This is a genomic window from Nocardiopsis sp. EMB25 (genome assembly GCF_026797795.1).
Taxonomy (GTDB): domain Bacteria; phylum Actinomycetota; class Actinomycetes; order Streptosporangiales; family Streptosporangiaceae; genus Nocardiopsis; species Nocardiopsis lucentensis.
In genome coordinates, this window is record NZ_JAMTDN010000001.1 from 1,562,354 (window position 1) to 1,580,054 (window position 17,701).

The 17,701-nt window shown below is 73.7% G+C and carries 17 protein-coding genes; 7 read left to right on the plus strand and 10 right to left on the minus strand.

Going from position 1 to position 17,701, the window contains the following annotated elements:
• Positions 1–18 precede the first annotated feature (18 nt).
• Together KIK06_RS06760 and KIK06_RS06765 are read right to left on the minus strand one after the other, a co-directional pair.
• Positions 19–999 carry an alpha/beta hydrolase gene (locus tag KIK06_RS06760; protein ID WP_017597695.1) on the minus strand — a complete coding sequence of 327 codons (981 nt, stop codon included), beginning with the start codon at positions 997–999 and terminating at the stop codon, positions 19–21.
• 101 nt (positions 1,000–1,100) lie between these two features.
• On the minus strand, positions 1,101–2,027 hold the full coding sequence (locus tag KIK06_RS06765) for an aminoglycoside phosphotransferase family protein (protein WP_268642445.1): 927 nt from the start codon (positions 2,025–2,027) through the stop codon (positions 1,101–1,103).
• A 229-nt stretch (positions 2,028–2,256) separates the two neighbouring features.
• Here KIK06_RS06765 and KIK06_RS06770 point away from each other — a divergent pair, with 229 nt between their 5' ends.
• Together KIK06_RS06770 and KIK06_RS06775 are read left to right on the plus strand one after the other, a co-directional pair.
• Positions 2,257–2,652 (plus strand): hypothetical protein, encoded by a 396-nt coding sequence (locus KIK06_RS06770; protein ID WP_268642446.1) that lies wholly within the window; start codon positions 2,257–2,259, stop codon positions 2,650–2,652.
• 1 nt (position 2,653) lies between these two features.
• Positions 2,654–5,257 (plus strand): DUF4132 domain-containing protein, encoded by a 2,604-nt coding sequence (locus KIK06_RS06775; protein ID WP_268642447.1) that lies wholly within the window; start codon positions 2,654–2,656, stop codon positions 5,255–5,257.
• Positions 5,258–5,376: 119 nt separating this feature from the next.
• Here KIK06_RS06775 and KIK06_RS06780 read toward each other — a convergent pair whose 3' ends face one another.
• The gene (locus KIK06_RS06780) at positions 5,377–6,351 is read right to left on the minus strand and encodes a LysR family transcriptional regulator (RefSeq protein WP_268642449.1); all 975 of its coding nucleotides are present in this window, start codon (positions 6,349–6,351) and stop codon (positions 5,377–5,379) included.
• A 49-nt stretch (positions 6,352–6,400) separates the two neighbouring features.
• Here KIK06_RS06780 and KIK06_RS06785 point away from each other — a divergent pair, with 49 nt between their 5' ends.
• Both KIK06_RS06785 and KIK06_RS06790 read left to right on the plus strand, forming a co-directional pair.
• Positions 6,401–7,204: a serine hydrolase gene (locus KIK06_RS06785; protein WP_017597691.1), complete on the plus strand. Its 804-nt coding sequence runs from the start codon at positions 6,401–6,403 to the stop codon at positions 7,202–7,204.
• Positions 7,205–7,356: 152 nt separating this feature from the next.
• A complete protein-coding gene (locus tag KIK06_RS06790; protein WP_268642451.1) occupies positions 7,357–8,343 on the plus strand; it encodes an MBL fold metallo-hydrolase in 987 nt (328 codons plus the stop codon).
• A 169-nt stretch (positions 8,344–8,512) separates the two neighbouring features.
• Here KIK06_RS06790 and KIK06_RS06795 read toward each other — a convergent pair whose 3' ends face one another.
• Genes KIK06_RS06795 through KIK06_RS06815 form a run of 5 tightly spaced genes read right to left on the minus strand, consistent with a single transcriptional unit; the run spans position 8,513 to position 11,829 of the window.
• Positions 8,513–8,881 (minus strand): DoxX family protein, encoded by a 369-nt coding sequence (locus KIK06_RS06795; RefSeq protein ID WP_017597689.1) that lies wholly within the window; start codon positions 8,879–8,881, stop codon positions 8,513–8,515.
• Between the two features lie 15 nt (positions 8,882–8,896).
• Positions 8,897–9,484 carry a 3-phenylpropionate/cinnamic acid dioxygenase subunit beta gene (locus KIK06_RS06800; RefSeq protein ID WP_268642453.1) on the minus strand — a complete coding sequence of 196 codons (588 nt, stop codon included), beginning with the start codon at positions 9,482–9,484 and terminating at the stop codon, positions 8,897–8,899.
• Between the two features lie 29 nt (positions 9,485–9,513).
• Complete coding sequence (locus tag KIK06_RS06805) at positions 9,514–10,794, minus strand: aromatic ring-hydroxylating oxygenase subunit alpha (protein WP_017597687.1); 1,281 nt, start codon at positions 10,792–10,794, stop codon at positions 9,514–9,516.
• A 34-nt stretch (positions 10,795–10,828) separates the two neighbouring features.
• A complete protein-coding gene (locus KIK06_RS06810) occupies positions 10,829–11,203 on the minus strand; it encodes a non-heme iron oxygenase ferredoxin subunit (RefSeq protein ID WP_268642454.1) in 375 nt (124 codons plus the stop codon).
• Positions 11,204–11,208: 5 nt separating this feature from the next.
• Positions 11,209–11,829 (minus strand): TetR/AcrR family transcriptional regulator, encoded by a 621-nt coding sequence (locus KIK06_RS06815; protein WP_083924112.1) that lies wholly within the window; start codon positions 11,827–11,829, stop codon positions 11,209–11,211.
• Between the two features lie 138 nt (positions 11,830–11,967).
• Here KIK06_RS06815 and KIK06_RS06820 point away from each other — a divergent pair, with 138 nt between their 5' ends.
• Together KIK06_RS06820 and KIK06_RS06825 are read left to right on the plus strand one after the other, a co-directional pair.
• Positions 11,968–13,095: an NAD(P)/FAD-dependent oxidoreductase gene (locus tag KIK06_RS06820; RefSeq protein ID WP_268642455.1), complete on the plus strand. Its 1,128-nt coding sequence runs from the start codon at positions 11,968–11,970 to the stop codon at positions 13,093–13,095.
• Positions 13,014–13,229 (plus strand): oxidoreductase C-terminal domain-containing protein, encoded by a 216-nt coding sequence (locus KIK06_RS06825; RefSeq protein ID WP_040688461.1) that lies wholly within the window; start codon positions 13,014–13,016, stop codon positions 13,227–13,229. Before KIK06_RS06820 ends, KIK06_RS06825 begins: the two co-directional genes overlap by 82 nt.
• Before the next feature lie 49 nt (positions 13,230–13,278).
• Here KIK06_RS06825 and KIK06_RS06830 read toward each other — a convergent pair whose 3' ends face one another.
• Together KIK06_RS06830 and KIK06_RS06835 are read right to left on the minus strand one after the other, a co-directional pair.
• Positions 13,279–14,343, minus strand: coding sequence for an endo-1,4-beta-xylanase (locus tag KIK06_RS06830; protein WP_268642458.1), 1,065 nt, complete (start codon positions 14,341–14,343; stop codon positions 13,279–13,281).
• Between the two features lie 62 nt (positions 14,344–14,405).
• Complete coding sequence (locus tag KIK06_RS06835; RefSeq protein ID WP_017597682.1) at positions 14,406–15,659, minus strand: cytochrome P450; 1,254 nt, start codon at positions 15,657–15,659, stop codon at positions 14,406–14,408.
• A 238-nt stretch (positions 15,660–15,897) separates the two neighbouring features.
• Here KIK06_RS06835 and KIK06_RS06840 point away from each other — a divergent pair, with 238 nt between their 5' ends.
• Positions 15,898–17,700: a serine/threonine-protein kinase gene (locus KIK06_RS06840; protein ID WP_268642461.1), complete on the plus strand. Its 1,803-nt coding sequence runs from the start codon at positions 15,898–15,900 to the stop codon at positions 17,698–17,700.
• The last annotated feature ends 1 nt before the right edge of the window (position 17,701 follow it).

A 17,701-nucleotide genomic window follows, 5' to 3' on the forward strand; every position in this document is an offset into this window, starting at 1 on the left:
GATCCCCGCACCCGGGGATCAGACCCCCATGATCCTGCGCAACCACGGCAGGCGTTGAGCCGCGGCGCTTCGGCTCAGCGCCGCCTGGGGCGCGAATCCGTCGAATCCGTGGAAGCCGCCCGGCCACACGTGCAGTTCGGCCGAGCCCCCCGCCTTCCACAGACGCGACGCGAACTCCACGACCTCGTCACGGAACGTCTCGGCGGAGCCCACGTCCAGGAAGGCCGGGGGCAGCCCCGACAGGTCCTCGGACCGGGCCGGGGCGGCGTAGGGCGACACGTCCGGCCCACCCGCCGCCTCGCCGAGCAGCGCGCCCCACCCCGTGTCGTTGGAGACCCGGTCCCACACGCCCGTGCCCGCCATCTGGTGGGATGAGCAGGTGTCGTTGCGGTCGTCCAGCATCGGGTACAGCAGGAGCTGCCCGATCAGATCGGGCCCACCGCGGTCACGGGCCAAGAGCGCGGTCGCCGCGGCCAGGCCGCCGCCCGCGCTCGCTCCGCCGACCACCACCCGGCCGGGGTCGACTCCCAACTTCTCCGCGTTCTCGACCACCCACACCAGTCCCGCGTAGCAGTCCTCCACGGGCGCCGGGTGCGGGTTCTCCGGAGCCAGTCGGTAGTCCACCGACACCAGGGCCGCGCCCAGCTCCCGAGCGGTCTCCAACAGGAGGGGGATCTCCTCGCCCCGGTGCGTGCCCAGCATCATGCCGCCGCCGTGGATCCAGTACAGCGCTCCGGTGGGGGAGGACCCCGCCGTGGGCCGCCACACGATCAGGGGCACCTCGGGCGCTCCCCCCGGGCCGGGCGCGGTGTGGGACTCCTCGGTGAAGGCCCCCTCCAGAGTCAGGTCGGCCGGCACCTGGGTCCGCAGCGCCTCGGCGCGCTGCCGCCGGATCTGGGGAACCATCTCGGGTGTGAGGGAGGACGGCACGTTCTCGTTGATCACGGACAGGGCGGCGGCCAGCTCCGGGTCGAACGGGGGGCGGACGGGATCCGTCATGGAAGCCTCCGGGCATCAGTGGTGACGTGGGTCACCATTGTGGGCGCACGGGTTCGGGGAGGGAAGCGCCGTGTGGCGGGGTACCGCCGCCACACGGCGGGTCACCGCCACCGGCCCAGGGCGTCGGCGATCACGAGCGGGACCTCCGGCAGCCCCTCCTCACCGTCCTCCACCCACCAGACGCACTCCTGGAGCACCCGCACCAGAGTCCACATCCGGGTGCGGGCGCGGTCCAGGCCCGCCGCGTCGGTCAGCAGGTCGAACCGGCGGCGCGCCTCGCGGTGGACGTCGCCGGTGGCCACCGCCTCCTCCCACCGCTCGCGCAGGGCGGGCATCAGTTCGAACCCCGGGTCGCCCGCCAGGGGCTTGGGGTCGATCGCCAGCCACGCTCCCCGGTCCGATCCGGGCCTCGGCGCCAGCACGTTCCCGTAGTGCAGGTCCCAGTGCAGGAGCCGGTCACCCGGCTCGGCGGCCATCTCCCGTGCCCGCGACGCCAGGTTCGCCAGCCGGTCCGGGGCGCCTCCCACACCCACGGCGGCCAGCCGGTCCGCGCGTTCCGCCAGGTCCAGGGTCACCGGCCCCAGACCGGGCAGACCCGCCGGGGCGGGGTGGGCGTTCAACCGCGACAGCAGCGTCCCGATCACGGTCAGCGCCTCGGTCGCCTCCACCCCCAGCAGCGACCGCGAGGGGTCGAGGGCCTCCAGCAGCATCGCCCCGGTGTCCGGATCGTGGTCGAGCAGCCGGACGGCGCCGTCACCGGCCCAGGCGCGCAGCGCAACGGGCTCACCCGCGGTCTCCCCGTCCACCGGCTGCACCTTGAGCACGGCCGGGGACCCGTCGGCGCGCCGGACGGGCAGGGCCAGCCCCACCATGCCGTGCATCGCCGGGCCCTCGGGGCGCAGTTCCCACCGGTCGCACTGGCGCGCGGTCAACCCCGGCAGGGCGGCCGCCCACTCCGGTCCGAAGTTCCAGCTGACGCTCTCGGCGAGCGCCGCGGGCACGGCGACGGGCGGTGTGGTCTCGTTCATGTCGATCGTCTCCTTCGCCGTGGACGGGCTTCCTGGACGAAGGAGCGCGGCGGAGCACGTGCCTAGGGCATACCGAACACCTCGGGGTCGTCGTCGCGGTCTCCCGCCGAGCCTACGCCGTGCCACCGCGGTTCTCCCGGGCCGGGGCGAACCGGGAATCGGGTTCGGTCACCCCCGGCCGCTACCTTTGCCTCACCCCGTCGGACAACCCCTGACTTCGAGGACCCCCATGCCACACGCCACGTTCCGGGACGAGAGCCCCAGGGGCGAACGTCTCGCGACCTTCGACCTGCCCGACCTGCCGGAGCGGATCACCGTGCGAGAGGTGATCCGACTGCGGGTACGTGAGGAGGTCGCCCGCCACAACGCCGACCCGACGCCTTCCTGGCGGGGGCTGGTCACGCCGACCCGTGCGGAGCAGGAGCTGAACGGACGGCCGGACCACGGAGCGCGCCCCCGGATCGACTGGGAGAAGCAGGCCGACCGCGCCCTGGAGGCCTTCTCCCGCCAGGGGTTCGTGGTGATCGTCGGCGACCGCCAGGCGCAGACGCTGGAGGAGACGGTCGACCTGACGGCCGATCCGGAGATCGTGTTCATCAAGCTCGTCCCCCTGGTGGGTGGCTGACATGGGCGCCGTCGACGACGACACCGCGACCCGGGCCGGCGCGTGGGCGGCCGGGATGATCAGTGACCACGGGCTTCCCCCACGGGCCGAGGAGTTCCTCGCCCGACTCCACGCGCCCGGACTCGACACGGCGGTGCGGGACCTCGACACGGTGGTGCGCGAGACCGCCGCATCCCTCTACGGCGGCTACCACGACTCACCCCTGCCCGAGGACCACGGCCCCCGCACGGTCACCGACCGGCTCACCCCGGATCTGAGCCGTCGCCTGACCGTGTGGTGCCTGCTGCTCTCCCACCACGACCGGTCGCGCGCGGCCAGGGACATGGACCTGTACCAGGCGGCCGTCCTGTACGAGCGGACCGCCCACCACCTGCTGCGGCGTACGGCCTGGGAGGACGACACCCTGGCCCTGCTGCTGGACACCGTCCTGCTCGACCTGGTGGAGGCTCCCGTACCGGTCGCGGCCTGCGAGGAGGCCGACGAGGAGGTGTCGAGGGCGTGCCTGGACCGGCTGCGTGAGCTACGCGCCCGCATGCACGGGGACATGGTCCGGGAGTCGGCGGAGATCGCGCACATGTGGGAGTGGCACGTGCGCACCCTGCGGCTCCTCCTGCGCCTGGGCGACACCCGATCGATGGCGGACCTGTTCGCCGAGGGCGACCTCTTCGGCGATCTGCTCCGGACCCGGCACCCGGACCTGTTCACCCGGCAGGGGTTGGCCGACCTGTTCGTCCACTGCCTGGTCCCGCCGGGCAGGCGTCCCACCCGGGCGTGGCGGCGTGCGACGGAGCGACGACTGGCCGACGTGCCGCGCGCGCCGGAGGCGATCCGTGACCTGCTGGACCTCGTTCCCACCATCCCCGACTCGGAGGGGTGGGGCGGGCCCGGCCACTTCCAGGAGCACGCCCACGACATCCTGACCGGCATGGTGTGGTGCGCCGAGATCCTGCCGGAGGAGTCGACCCCTTGGGCGATCCCCGTGCTGGAGCGCCTGGCCCGCTTCACGGGCACCGGGCCGGGCACCTCCAAGCAGCTGCGCTCGGAGCGGATGGCCTCGGCGGCCGTGCGGATCATCGCCGCGCGCGGCGACGACCGGGCCGTCGCCGCCCTGGGCCGGATCCGCGGCAAGGTCAGGAAGAAGACCATGCTCAAGACGATCGACACGGCGCTGTCGGAGATCGCCGACCGCGAGGGCGTGACCAACGAGGAGCTGCTGGAGCGGACCGTCCCCGACTTCGGTCTGGGCCGGGACCGCACCCGTACCGAGCTCCTGGACGGGCACCCCGTCACCCTGTCGCTGGCGGACGACGGCACGGCCGCGCTCGGTTTCGTCTCCGCCAAGGGCAGACCGGCCGCCTCCCCGCCCAAACCCCTGCGGGAGTCCCACCCCGACCGGATCAAGGAACTGCGGGCCGAACTCAAGGAGCTGCGGGCGACCGTGTCCACCGAACGGGCCGGGGCGGAGACGTTCCTGGCCCAGGGGCGGATCTGGAAGGTCGGCCCCTGGGTCCGCCACCACCTGGAGCACCCGGTCACCGGGACCCTGGCCCGGCGCCTGATCTGGGAGGTCGACACCGGCGACGGACGGACGTGGCGGGCGGGGCTGCCCGAGCCCGACGGCGACCACTGGCGCCTGGCCGACCACGACGGCCGCACCGTCGCCCGCACCCGCGACCTGCCCGACACCGCGCGGGTGCGGTTGTGGCACCCCGTCCGGCACCGACCGGAGACCGTCCGTCGCTGGCGCGACCACCTCACCGACCGGGAGATCGCCCAACCCGTCAAACAGGCCTACCGGGAGATCTACCTGCTCACCCCGGCGGAGGAGGCCACCGGGGACCACTCCCTGCGGTTCGCCGCGCACATCCTCAAGTACGCGCAGGCCAGGGCACTGCTCACCACCCGAGGATGGTCACAGGACGCTCTGTCGGAGTGGGACGGCTGCGACGAGGGCACCGCCCAGCGCACCTACACCGACCGCGAGAGCGGGACCGCGTGGCGCGCCACCTGGGACCTGCGGCTGATCGCCCCGGACGAGCCCGTCGGTGTACGCACGTGCGGCACCGGGCGGGTCCGCTTCAACCGTGTGGGCGCACCGTCGCCGGTCGCGCTGACCGAGGTCCCGGCACTGGTGCTCTCGGAGGCGATGCGCGACCTGGACCTGGCGGTGGGGGTGACCTCGATCGCCGCCGACCCCGAATGGGACGAGGCGGCCCACCGGCCCTACTGGCGGCGCACCGCCTTCGGCGCGCTCACCGAGAACGCCGAGGTGCGCCGTGCGGCCCTGGCCGGACTCCTTCCCAAACTGCGCGGAGCCGACCGGTGGGAGCTCGGCGACCGCTTCCTCCGGGTGCGCGGCGACCTGCGGACCTACCGCATCCACCTGGGCAGCGCGAACATCCTGATGGAACCCGACGACGCCTACCTGTGCGTGGTCCCCTCGGGCAAGGCCCCCGCGGGGCTCTTCCTGCCCTTCGAGGACGCGGGCGGCCGCCTGTCGGTCATTCTGTCCAAGGCGTTCCTGCTGACCGACGACGCCGCGATCACCGACCCCGGCATCGCGGCGCAGATCCGCAGGGGCGTCGACGACCGGCCCGGGAGGTGAGGAACGCGGGGGCGGCGCGGCCCCGCCCCTGAGGTCGGGGAGGGCCGCCCCGGCGGGGGCGGTCGGAGCCGCCCGTGACCCGGCCACGCCGCCGCACCCCCTCCGTCCGGGCCTTCGGCTCAACCGGGCTGCGGGAGCGGACCGCCTCCGTAGACCAGCGACCACGGGCGGTTCCCCGGATGCCCGCCGATCGGTTCGCCCCGGTCGGCGGGCTCGGCCAGCACCCGAGCCGCCACCCCGGCGAACACCGACGCCCCCGGGTGCGCGCCCCGCGCGGGCCGCACCGCCTCCGTGCGCTGGTGCAGCGGCGCCCCCACCAGGGGACGCCACGCCAGCCGCGGCTCCCTGACCGCCGTCGACTCCGTCGCCAGCGCCGTTCCCCGACCCGCCAGCACCAGTCCCGACAGGAACTCCGCGCCCTCGGCCTCGTGCACCCTCGGCGGCACCCACCCGTGCTCGCGGCACACCGCCAACACCCGCTCGAACCACTCCGGTGCCTCCCGTCGCGGCGCCACCACCAGATCCTCGCCGGCCAGGTCCGCCAGATCCACCCGCCCGGCACGGGCCCACGGGGCACCGCGCGGCACGACCGCTCCCACCTCCACCCGGTGCACCGGCTCGCTCACCAGTCCCGAACCGTCGAACGGCGCCGTCACCAACCCCGTGTCGACCGACCCCTCACCCAACGCCCGCACCAGCTCGGCGCCGGTCATCGCGCCCACGTTCACGTCCAGGCCGGGCGCCTGCCCGGCCATCCCGTCCAACAGCCCCCGCAGCGCCACCGCCGGCGTCCCCGGCGGTACGCCCACGCGCAGTGTCGCCACCTCGCCGTCGCGCACCCGCCGCATCGTCTCCCGAAGCCGCGCCTCGCCCGCGACCACCTCACGCGCCTGGTCCACCAGCAGCCGCCCGGCGGCAGTCAACCGCACCCGGCGGCGCGACCGGTCGAACAGGGTCACCCCCAGCTCCGCCTCCAACCGCCGCACCGACTGACTGAGCGCGGGCTGGGCGATCCCCAGCTCCGCGGCCGCGTCCCCGAAATGCCCCTCCCGCGCGACCACCAGGAAGTACCGCAGATGTCGTCCAAGATCCACGACCGCGACCCTATCCGCGCCGGCGCCGCACCCGGCTACCGTGACTTCGGTGACCACCACCGACACACCGACACCCCGCGTGCACGCCCGGGAGATCGACGGCACAGCGCAGGTGGCCGACCGAGCCGACGAACCCGTCGTGCTCGCCTCGGTCGCCAAGATCCTCATCACCTTGGAGTTCGCCCGCCAGGCCGCCACCGGACGCCTCGACCCCGCCGAACGCGTCGTGGCGCGCCGCGAGCACCGCCTCGGCGGCACCGGCACCGCCGACTTCGCCGACGACGTCGAACTCTCCCTGCGCGACTGCGCCTTCCTGGCCATGACCATCAGCGACAACACCGCCGCCGACCTCATCGTCGACCGCGTCGGAGTGGAACCCGTCCAGTTGCTGGCCACCGAACTCGAGCTCACGCGCACCAGCTTCACCGGCGGCCCCCGTGACCTCCTGCACACCCTCCTCGCGGACGACCCCGACTCCCTCCGCGCGCCGCGCGCCTACGATCCCACCCGCGCCACCTCCGGTTCCATGCGCGACCTCACCCTCCTGCTGAGTCTGATCTGGACCGACCGGGCCGCCCCGCCCGACGCCTGCGCCTTCGTCCGCGCCCTCATGGCCCGTCAACTCGTCCGCGCCCGCATCGCCTCGGGCTTCCCGCCCTCCGTCCGCGTCAGCGCCAAGTCCGGCACCCTGCCCGGGCTGCGCCAGGAGGCGGGCGTGGTCGAGTACCCCGACGGAGGGCGCTACGCGGTGGCCGTGTCCGCCACCGTCACCGACCCCGGCCTCGCGCCCCTGGAGACCGACCTCGCGCTCGGCCGGGCCGCACGGGGGGCCGTCGACCGCCTGCGCGCCTGAGCCGCCCCCACCCCGCCCGGTTGACCTGGACCGATAGGCGAACGCCCGGCACCGCGCACCTCCCGGTTATTGGACGCCTGATCAGAGCCCGTGCTCGAATGTGCGCCGTTCGGCCGACCACGGCCGACCACGCCCAAGGACGAGGAGACGGCATGACGATCGGACGACGCGGATTCCTGAGCGGCACCGTCGCGGGCGGCGCACTGGCGCCCCTGCTCGCGGGACAGGGCGCCGCCCACGCGGCCGCCGGGACCACCGCGGCCGCCGCACGACCCCCGTCGGACTCCGGCCCCGGCCCCGTCTTCCGCTGGCTGGGCACCAGCGGGTGGCGCGTCGACCTACCCGAACGCACCCTCCTGGTGGACCCCTACCTCACCCGCTTCGCGACCGGAATCTTCCAGGAGGGCCGCGGCTTCGACCCCGCCACCCCCCTCACGGTCGACAGCGCCGCCGTGGACGAGCACACCGCCGACATCGGCGAGGACGGGCTCATCCTGGTCAGCCACACCCACTGGGACCACTTCTCGGACGTCCCGCACATCGCCACCGCCACCGGAGCCCGCGTCCTGGGCACCCTCACCGCCTACCACGTCGCCCAGGCGATGGGTGTGCCCGCCGCACAGCTCTCCCCGGTGCGCGGCGGGGAGGTGCTCGACTTCGGCGGCGACGTCGTGGAGGTGGTGCGCTCACTGCACAGCAGAAACAGCCGCCACTCCGTCCTCTTCCCCGGCATCCGCGTCGGTGTCCCGGACACCCCGGCCACCATCGCCGACCTGCCCGAGGGCGACACCCTCGCCTTCCACCTGACCCCCGCCTCGGGCCCCTCCGCCTTCTTCATGGGCGCCAGCGACTTCGACGAACGCGCGGTCACCGGACTGTCCCCGGACGTGGCCATGGTCGCACTGCCCTCCACCTCCAGCACCCACGACTACGTGCCCCGACTGATCGAGGCCCTGGACCGTCCCGGCACCGTGGTCCCCGTGCACTGGGACCACTTCGAGCGCGAGCTGACCAACCCGCCGGTCGACGGAACGGGAACGGGCATGAGCGTCGCGGACTTCACCGCCGTGGTCCGGCGCGTCTCACCCGGCTCGCGCGTCGTCGTCCCCGAGTACCTGACCCCCTACACCTTCGCCTGACCGACGGGAAGGCGTACCCGTGCGGGACCCGGCCGTCCCGGACGTCACTCCGGGCTTGGGCGATGAAGTCCGGTGAGTCCGGCTTCACGGGCCGACCGACACCGACAGGCGGACGGGCTCCCCGCCCGCGCCCCCGGAAGGGGCACGGACGGGGCCGTCGTGCCGTTGGTCAGGCCCACACGTGCAGACAGGCCAGCAGCAGGACGAGCGCTCCCGTGTAGGTGGCCGGAATCCTCACCGCGGCCGCGACCGGGGACTCGCGTTCCCGCCGCGCCCACGCGTGCACGGCGACGGCGAGTGCCGACTGCGCGGTGAGCACCGCGGCGGCGGCCAGACCGACGGGGGGCATCCGGAGACCGGCGAGCAGGCCCACCGCGGCCGCGACCTCCACCAGCCCCGCCGCGCGCAGGACGCCCGCCCCCACCGGCAGGTAGGAGACCCGGTCGAGCAGCCTTCGCGAACCGACCGCCTTCGCGCCGCCCGTCACGGTGAACGCGACCGCCAGCACCGCCGACAGGACCGTCACGGCCAGGGGCATGGCCACTCCCTCCCCTCAGAGGAACAGCGACGCGTTCTTGGCCAGGAGCACGCTGTCGGCGAGGTAGACGGTCCGCTCCGCCAGCAACAGTCCGTCGGGGCCCCGGCGCAGGACGTCGGCTCGGAACCCGGTGAAGCGGTCGGTGTCGTCGGCAAGCCGGTTGCGGTGGGCGTCCACGACGCTGCGGACCGCGAAGACGCCGTCACCGAGCTCGGGCCGCCGCGTGGCCTGGACGTTGGTCACCGCGCGCACGACCCTCGGCGGGGGGTTGTCCGACCAGGCGACCGTCTGCTGCACCCGTGCCGCCCGCAGGCGCAGGGTGGCCAGGTCCTCGTCGTAGTGGCCCAGGTCCCCGGGGCCGCCCGCCTCACCGGCCAGGTCGCGGTGCATCCGGTTGCCCCGGGCGGGCATCCGGTAGCTGACCTCCTCGGCGAGCAGGTCCAGCCAGTCGGAGTAGCGTGCCTCGTCCAGCAGTTGGGCCTCGAAGTACAGGAACTGCTCGATCTCGCGCTGCTCGTCGGCGTCGACGGGGATCGGCCGTTCCACGGGACCGGCCTCGGGAGGCCGGGGCCGGAAGGACTGCGTGGAGATCGTGGTCGTCATCGGGGCTCCTCTCGGTCGCGGAGGCGGCGTCAGCGCCGGTCCGGGGCGGGCATGGGGGCGGGGGCGGTCTGGGGCAGTTCCGGGGCGGGGCCCTCCATGAGTTCGAGCCACCGCCGGTAGAAGGCCCGGGCGCCGACGTCGTTGAGGATGTGGCCGACGTCGCCGGTGAACCCGGGTACGGCCGGGTCGCCGGTCGTGGTGGTGCCCAACCCCATCTGGTAGTTGAGCGCGGTGCGCCCGGTGACGTGGCCGCCGGCCACCGCCTGGATCTCCGACCAGTTCTCGCTGTCGTCGGTCTCGACGATGCCGGTGCTGGAGAAGGTGAGCGTGGCCATCCGCATCGCCTGTCGGCGTTGTTCGGCCGACCAGCCCGAGTCCACCATCACCCAGGACCAGATCTCCATGTCGTCGACGGACCGGGGGTGCCACACACGCAGGACGCGGTCCGCGAGCATGGAGAAGTTGGGGAAGACGGTGCCGTGGATGAGTGCCTGGTGTCCGGGCGCCGCGTCCTCGGGGGAGCGCCCGAAGGTGAAGGCGGTGTAGTTGGGGTCCTCGGGCAGGATGATCGTCCACCCGTGGCCGTAGCGGCTGCCCAGCTCCCGGCCCTCGGTGGGCATGTTGACGTCGAGCAGCGAGGTGGCGGACAGGTGGGCGGTCTGCGGGTGGTAGGTGTCGTTGGCGAACTGTTCGGCGGCCAGCTTCCAGTTGCCCTGGAGCCGCCACTTGATGGGGCCGACCAGTTCTGGCTGGTCGAGGCCGTCCGCGGCCCAGTCCAGGACGCCCCGGTAGGCGTCGAGGTAGTCGTGTAGCGAGGGTGCCTGCGCGTCCCAGCAGCCGAAGACGAATCCGCGGTAGGACTCCACCCGGGTGACCGGGACCAGGCCCCAGCGGTCCAGGGGCAGGCGTCCCTCGTAGCCGTCGTCGTGGTTGGGCACCTCGACCAGCGCGCCCGTGCCGTCGTAGGACCAGCCGTGGTAGGAGCAGGTGAACCGTGGGGTCGACCCCGAGTCGGCGCGGCACACGCGCATGCCCCGGTGGCGGCACACGTTGAGGAGGGCGCGGATCCGTCCGTCCCGGCCGCGCGTGACGATGACGTGGTCCTGGCCCATGACGGCCGTGAAGAAGTCACCGGGGCGGCGCAGCCGGGACTCGTGCCCCAGGAACAGCCAGCTGCGGGTGAAGACCGTGGCCAGCTCCGTGCGCAGGAGGGGTTCGGACTCGAAGACCTCGCGGTGCAGGGTGCCCGTGTCGAGGTCGATCAGCTCCCCGGGCGCGGCCGACCGGCCGGTGGCGGGTGCTGTGCTCATGTTCGCTCCGATCGTCGTGTTCTCGGTGTGGTGGTCAGCCGCGGTTCGGGGGTCGTTCGTCGGGACGTGCCGGCTCGGAGCCGTCGATCACGACGCCGACGGTGTCTCCGCGCACCTCGACGCGGTAGGTGGTGGCGGACGCGCTGGCGGGGCCGGACCGCACCTGGCCGGTGCGCATCGAGAACACGGCCAGGTGGGCGGGGCACTCGACGGTTCCGTCCTCGACCCAGCCCTCGCACAGCGAGGCCTGGCCGTGCGTACACGTGTCACCCAGGGCGAACAGTCCGTCCGGGGTGTCGAAGACGGCGATCGGCCCGTCGGGTCCCGGAACGCGGACCGCGCCCGCGTCCGCGACGTCCTCGCGGGTTCCGACCGGCAGCCAGTGCGGTTCGCTGATCCGTTCGGTCACCGGGATCACTCCCCTCGTCCGCCGCGCGGGGTGATCCCGTCGACGATGAGCGCGGCGAGGCCGCTGACGTGCTGCTCGGCCAGGCGGTCCCACCGCTCGTCGTCGCCTCGGTGTTCGAGGAAGAAGAAGGACAGGGAGGAGGTCACCGCCGAGGCCGCCGCCTCCACGGGCGCGTCGTGGGCCACGGATCCGTGGTCGACGGCGTCGGCGAGCCAGAGCGCCAACTCCGTTCGGAACTCTCCGACCAGCTCCCAGAACAGACCGGCCAGCTCACCGTCGATCTGGCCCTCGGCGGCCAGGACCGCCATGAGGTCGGAGTGCTCGCGAAGGTGGGCCAGAAGGGCGGTGCCGAAGGCGCGGACCCCCTCGCCCGGGCTGGCGGGGCCGCAGGCGCGCAACGCGCCGGTGACGGCCGCCCGGTCCAGTTCGGGGGAGTCCGCGATCGCCCGGAGCAGCTCCACCTTGTTCCCGAAGTAGTGGAAGAGCAGTCCCTCCGCCACTCCGGCCTCCTTCGCGATGAGCTTGGTGGTGGTCGCCGCGAACCCGTACCGCGCGAACAGCCGCAACGCCACATCGCGGATGTGTCGGCGCCGCTCCGCGGCCGCCTGCTGTCGGCTCGTCGCCATCGATGCCCCCTGTGTTCGGAGAATATATTGAGTGAACACTCATTGAGTGATTGCTCGTTGAGCGTATACTCAACAAAAATTCCGGTCAAGGGAGCGGGCCGACACATCCGCGTTCCCGTGGAGACGAGGAGGGTCTCGATGCACACCCCAGGCGACGTCGTCGTGGTCGGAGGAGGGATGGCCGCCGGGCACCTGGTGGCGTCGATGCACCGGCTGGGCCAGGCGCACCGGGTCACGGTGCTCGGGGCCGAGCCCCACGCCCCCTACGAGCGCCCGCCACTGACCAAGGACGCGCTCACCGCAGCCATGGACCCCGCCGCCTCGGAGGCGGACCTGGCCGCCCGGTTGGCGATGCACGCTCCCGACCGGCTCGCCGAACAGGGCGTGGAGGTCCGTGTCTCGGCCCGGGTCAGCGGGGTCGACCGCGCCAGGCGGACGGTGACGGTGAAGGGGGGAGCGACGGTGCCCTACCGCCACCTCGTGCTGGCCACCGGCTCCCGCCCGCTGGTCCCCCGGCGGTGGGCGAGGCGGCCCGGACTCGTGCGCACCGTCCACACGGTCGCCGACGGCGCCCCACTGCGACCGCTCCTGCGCGGCGGGCGCGTCGTGGTGGTCGGGGGCGGCTTCGTCGGGCTGGAGGTCGCGGCGGCCGCCCGTGGCGGAGGCTGCCCGACCACGGTGGTCGAGGCCGGCCCCCGGGTCCTGGGGCGGGTGTGCACGCCGGTGACCTCAGAGGCGGTCGCCCGCCTGCACCGGGAACACGGGGTCCGTGTACTCACCGGCACGAGGTGCGTCGACGTCACGGCCGGTGACGGCGGGGGACCGGCCCGCCTGGTCCGCCTCGACGACGGAACGGTGTTGGAGGCGGACCTGGTCGTCGTCGGTCTCGGAGCGCGCCCCGAGACCGATCTGGCCGAGGCCGCGGGCCTGGAGCTGGACCAGGCGACCGGCGGTGTCGCCGTGGACGGCGCGCTGCGCACCACACGCGATCCGTCGGTGAGCGCCATCGGCGACGTGGCGGCCTTTCCCGCGCCCGGAGCCGGCGACCGCCTCCGCCTGGAGTCGGTCGACCACGCGGCGACCGCCTCCGCCTGGAGTCGGTCGACCACGCGGCGGCCTCGGCCGCCCACGTCGCCGCCCGACTGGCGGGAGGGGACCCCGGAGACTACACCGCCCGGGGCTGGGTGCCCACCTTCTGGTCCGACCAGTACCGTCACACGCTGCGGATCGCCGGACTGTCCGCCGGATACGACAGGACCGAGCTGAGCGGTGTCCCCGGCGCCGAACCGTTCAGCGTGCGCTGCCTGGCCGGGGACCGGCTCCTGGCGCTGGAGAGTCTCGACCGTCCCCGCGACCACTCGTCGGCCCGCCGCGAACTGCGGGCCCACCCCCTCACCTGATCCCCGACGGGCGTCCGCCCGGCTCCCCTCCGGGCGGACGCCGGAGGCCTCACCCGGAGGAAGGCGGCGTCGGCCGTCGCGACAGCGCCTCGACGATCCCCTCCAGCGCGGGCTTGGGCCGGTACTCCTCGTCGAACGGGGTGGCCGCCGTGTACCCCGGGAACCACTCCGGGATCCACGAGTGCCCGTCACCGACCCCCCACACGGTCACCCCCACGCACCCGGGCACGTCCAGGCAGGACTCGACCACGTGACGGTACTCCCCGGCCTGCGCCTGCAGTTCGGCGTCGGTGACCGGCTCGGGCACACGCACGTCCAGCTCGGTGACGGCCACCTCCAGCCCCAGGTCGGTGAAGCGCCGCATGGTCGAGGCCAGGTCCTCGGGCACCTGCCCGTGGACGAAGTGGCTCTGGAAACCGATGCCGTGCAGGGGCACACCCCGGTCCACCAGGTCCTCCGCCAACGCGTACAGGGCGTCGGCCTTGGCGCCGCCGCCCTCGATCCCGAACTCGTTGATGTACAGCCGCGCCTCGGGGTCGGCCTCGTGCGCGACCCACAGGGCCTCGGCGATGTAGTCCTCGCCCAGGACCCCGTACCACAGGTTCTCCCGCAGCTCCGCTCCCTCGTCCGTGAAGGGCTCGTTGATCACGTCCCACGCCGTGACCCGCCCCTCGTAGCGGCCCACCAGCTCCCCGACGTGCTCCCGCATGACCTGGCGCAGCTCCTGCGGGCCGAACGAGCCCTGTTCCAGCCACGCGGGCAGCTGGTTGTGCCACAGAAGCGTGTGCCCCCGCACGTCGAGGCCGCCCCGCTCGGCGAAGTCCATCACCGTGTCCGGGCCGCTCCAGTCGAACCTGCCCCGCTCGGGCTGCACGTACTCCCACTTCATCGTGTTCTCCGCGGTCACCGACGTGTAGTTCCCGGTCACCACGTCCCGGTACTCGTCGTCCCCGCGCAGCGGTTCGACCGCGACCGCCACCCCCAGATCCACCCCGTGCACGGCGGCCAGGACCGGGGTGCCGCTCTCCGGCCCCCCGTCCTCGGGCAGTGCCACGGCCAGCGCCGCGGCCACCACGGACACCGTCGCGCACCCCGCCAGCACCGCCAGCGCCATCGCGCTCCCCCGTGACGGGAACCGCCCCCCGGCGGCCCCGCGCCGCACGCCCCCGCCCACGGCTACCGCGCACCGGTCGTGACGGGGAAGGCGGACAGCGCGCGTACCGAGAGCGTCGGCCGTCGTGTGGGCGGGGCCGTGGGCCGCAGCCTCGGGACCCGCTCGGCGAGCGCGCGCAGGGCGATCTGCCCCTCAAGACGGGCCAGCGGCGCCCCCAGGCAGTAGTGGGCTCCGCTGGAGAAGGAGAGGTGGTCGGCCGCCTCGGCCCGGGTGATGTCGAACCGGGCGGGTTCGGTGAACCGGGCGGGGTCGCGGTTGGCCGAGCCGATCAGGCACAGAACCTGCTCACCCCGCCTCAGGGGCTCGCCGAGGACGTCCGTGTCCTCCTGCGCCCACCGCGAGGTCACCTGTACCGGCGAGTCGAACCGCAAGATCTCCTCCACGGCGCCGTCGACCAGGTCGGGGTCGGCCACGAGCCGGTCCCACTGCTCCCGGTGGCGCAACAGGGCCGTCACCCCGTTGCCGATGAGGTTCACGGTGGTCTCGAACCCGGCGACCAGCAGCAGACGGCACATCGCCGCCAGCTCGGTGGAGGACAGCCTGTCGCCGTCCTGCTCGGCCACCAGGGCCGACATCACGTCCGCGCGCGGGCGGGCGCGTCGGTCGGCCGCCATCCGGGCGAACAACGCGTCGAGCTCGTCGTTGGCCTCGTGGATCTCGCGGAGCTGGCGCGCCGACCGCGCTCCGTCCAGGGCGGTGCCGATGACCGTGCCGATCCGCACGAACGCGTCGTTGTCGGCCTCGTCGACCCCCAGGAGCCGGGAGATGACGGCGATCGGCAGCGGCTGGGCGTAGTCGCGCATGAGGTCGAAGTCGCCCCGCTCCAGCGCCGAGTCCAGCAGCGCCTCGGCGATCTTCTCGATCTCCGCCCGGTACCCGGCCACGCGGCGCGGCGCGAACGCCGGGCGCGCCATCTTCCGCAGCCGGGTGTGGTCGGGCGGGTCCCGCTGGAGGAAGGACAGGTCCATCACGTCGAACTCCTCGCGCGGGACGAACCCCTCCGGGGCCCGGACACCGAACGCCCGTTCGGCCAGGACGTGTCCGACGGTCGCGTGCGTGTGCGTGACGCGAAAACCCAGGCGGCTGGTGGCGAACGGCCCCCCGGCGCGCAACCGCGCGTAGGTGGGGTAGGGGTTCTCCCGCCAGGGCCAGTGCAGGAGACGAGTGGCGTGGTCACCCGACTGAGCCGCCACCCATGACAGGGCGGTGGCGGAGCGCAGTCGGGCGTCGAAACGGAGTGAGTCGATCATCCGCATGGCTGTGGTCCTCTCGTGACGTACACGACACTAGGGGTGCGAAGCCGCGTCTCTCAGCCGCTCCCGGAGAATGGCCGAACACGGACGTGGGGGAACTCCACCGCCGTCTGGGTCGTTACCGCCCCAGCACGGACCGAAACCGGTGCCCGTGTCCGGTTCCCGACCCGGGGGCGGATCTGTCCTCGGTCCGCCCGCCCCGGCCCTAGACTGGGGCCTCCGCGAGCGGCAGAGTCGGAGGATGAGGACGTTGGGCGCCTTGGACAACAACGACCCGGAGCGCGTCGGGCGGTACCGGCTGGTCAGCCGTCTGGGCGCCGGGGGCATGGGCCAGGTCTACCTCGGCCGCTCCGCCGGCGGCCGGGCCGTCGCCGTCAAGCGCATCCACCCGCACATGGCCGCGGACGCCTCCTTCCGTCAGCGCTTCGCCCGCGAGGTCACCGCCGCGCGTCAGGTCAGCGGTGCCTTCACCGCCCCCGTCATCGACGCGGGACCCGACGACGAGGTGCCCTGGCTGGTCACCTCCTACGTCCCCTCCCTGCCCCTGGACGAGGCGGTCCGCGACCACGGACCCCTGCCCGAGGCCAGCGTCCGCGTCCTCGCCGCCGGTCTGGCCGAGGCGCTCGGCGAGATTCACCGGGTCGGCCTCATCCACCGCGACCTCAAGCCCGGGAACGTACTGCTGGCCGAGGACGGGCCCCGGGTCATCGACTTCGGTATCGCCCGCGCCACCGACGGCACGGCCGCCACCCAGTCGGTGATCGGCACCCCCGGCTTCATGAGCCCCGAACAGGTGGAGGGCCAGACCCTGACCCCCGCCAGCGACCTGTTCGCCTACGGGGCGGTCCTGGCCTTCGCCGCGACCGGCGCCGGGCCCTTCGGCGAGGGCAGCATGCCCACCATGGTCATGCGGATCGTCAGCGCGGACCCGGACCTGTCTGCGGTCCCCGAGTCGCTGCGCCATCTGGTCGCGGCCTGCCTGTCCAAGGACCCGGCGGGCCGCCCGAGCCCCGGCGAGATCCTCGACCACCTCGGCGACGTGCACGCCGGACCGTCCTGGCTGCCCCCGGCCGTGACGGCGGACGTGCGCGACAGGACGGCGGCCGTGAACCAGGCGCTGGCCGCGCCCGGCGGCGCGGGAGGCCCCGGGGCCACCGGCGGCCACCAGCGCACGGAGGTGCTGGGCACGGGAGGAGCCGTCGCGGCGGGCGGTGCCGCGGGAGCCGCCACGGGCGCCCTCGGCGACGACCAGGCCACCCGGATCGCCCCGTCCACGGCACGGCCCCCCGGGAACGGGGCCACAGCCGTATACGGACAGCAGGGGTACCAGCCCACCCGGCACATGCCGCCCGCCCAGCCGCCCGCGAGTCCGCCCACCGGCCAGTACCGGCAGGATGCTCCCGGCGCCGAGGACCCCTACGCGGACCTGTACGGAAGCCGACGCCCCGCCGCCGACACCCAGCACCACCAGCAGGCCCGGGAACGGGCTGGGCGGGAAAGTCAGCTGGCCGAACAGGAACGCCAGCGCCAGCAGGAGCAGTACCGCCAACAGGAGCAGTACCGCCAACAGGAACAGCGCCGCCAGTACGAGGAACACCAGCGCCGCCAGCAGGAGGCGCGCCGCCAACAGGAGGCCGAGCACGCCCACCGCGAGCGCGTGCACGCCGAGCGGCAGGCCGCCCAGCGGGCCCAGGCCGAGGCGCGTACCGCCAACCAGCCGGGTGTGTGGGGCTTCGTCAAGCTGATCCCGCTGCTCATCCTGCCGCTCGTGCAGATCCCGGTCGGCTACGGCGCGGCGCTGGCGTGGTCGTGGTTCACCACCGAGGCCGGGGTGTGGACGGGCGTGCCCTACGCGTTCGAACCGCTGAGCATGGACGGGTTCTGGCACGCGACCATGCTCGGGTACTTCCTGTTCAACAACCTGGTGTCCGCGGAGTACCTGGTCCGCTCGCTGCGCACCTCGTTCGTCACCGGTTCGGTGCTCGCGCTCTCGGCCGTCGCGGCCACCAACGGGCTGCTGTACAGCTTCGGCTTCTGGGGCTGAG

Coding starts and splice junctions, on each gene's coding strand:
- KIK06_RS06760 (WP_017597695.1), bottom strand. CDS start 999: ATGACGGATCCCGTCCGCCCCCCGTTCGACCCGGAGCTGGCCGCCGCC.
- KIK06_RS06765 (WP_268642445.1), bottom strand. CDS start 2,027: ATGAACGAGACCACACCGCCCGTCGCCGTGCCCGCGGCGCTCGCCGAG.
- KIK06_RS06770 (WP_268642446.1), top strand. CDS start 2,257: ATGCCACACGCCACGTTCCGGGACGAGAGCCCCAGGGGCGAACGTCTC.
- KIK06_RS06775 (WP_268642447.1), top strand. CDS start 2,654: ATGGGCGCCGTCGACGACGACACCGCGACCCGGGCCGGCGCGTGGGCG.
- KIK06_RS06790 (WP_268642451.1), top strand. CDS start 7,357: ATGACGATCGGACGACGCGGATTCCTGAGCGGCACCGTCGCGGGCGGC.
- KIK06_RS06795 (WP_017597689.1), bottom strand. CDS start 8,881: ATGCCCCTGGCCGTGACGGTCCTGTCGGCGGTGCTGGCGGTCGCGTTC.
- KIK06_RS06800 (WP_268642453.1), bottom strand. CDS start 9,484: ATGACGACCACGATCTCCACGCAGTCCTTCCGGCCCCGGCCTCCCGAG.
- KIK06_RS06805 (WP_017597687.1), bottom strand. CDS start 10,794: ATGAGCACAGCACCCGCCACCGGCCGGTCGGCCGCGCCCGGGGAGCTG.
- KIK06_RS06815 (WP_083924112.1), bottom strand. CDS start 11,829: ATGGCGACGAGCCGACAGCAGGCGGCCGCGGAGCGGCGCCGACACATC.
- KIK06_RS06820 (WP_268642455.1), top strand. CDS start 11,968: ATGCACACCCCAGGCGACGTCGTCGTGGTCGGAGGAGGGATGGCCGCC.
- KIK06_RS06830 (WP_268642458.1), bottom strand. CDS start 14,343: ATGGCGCTGGCGGTGCTGGCGGGGTGCGCGACGGTGTCCGTGGTGGCC.
- KIK06_RS06835 (WP_017597682.1), bottom strand. CDS start 15,659: ATGCGGATGATCGACTCACTCCGTTTCGACGCCCGACTGCGCTCCGCC.
- KIK06_RS06840 (WP_268642461.1), top strand. CDS start 15,898: ATGAGGACGTTGGGCGCCTTGGACAACAACGACCCGGAGCGCGTCGGG.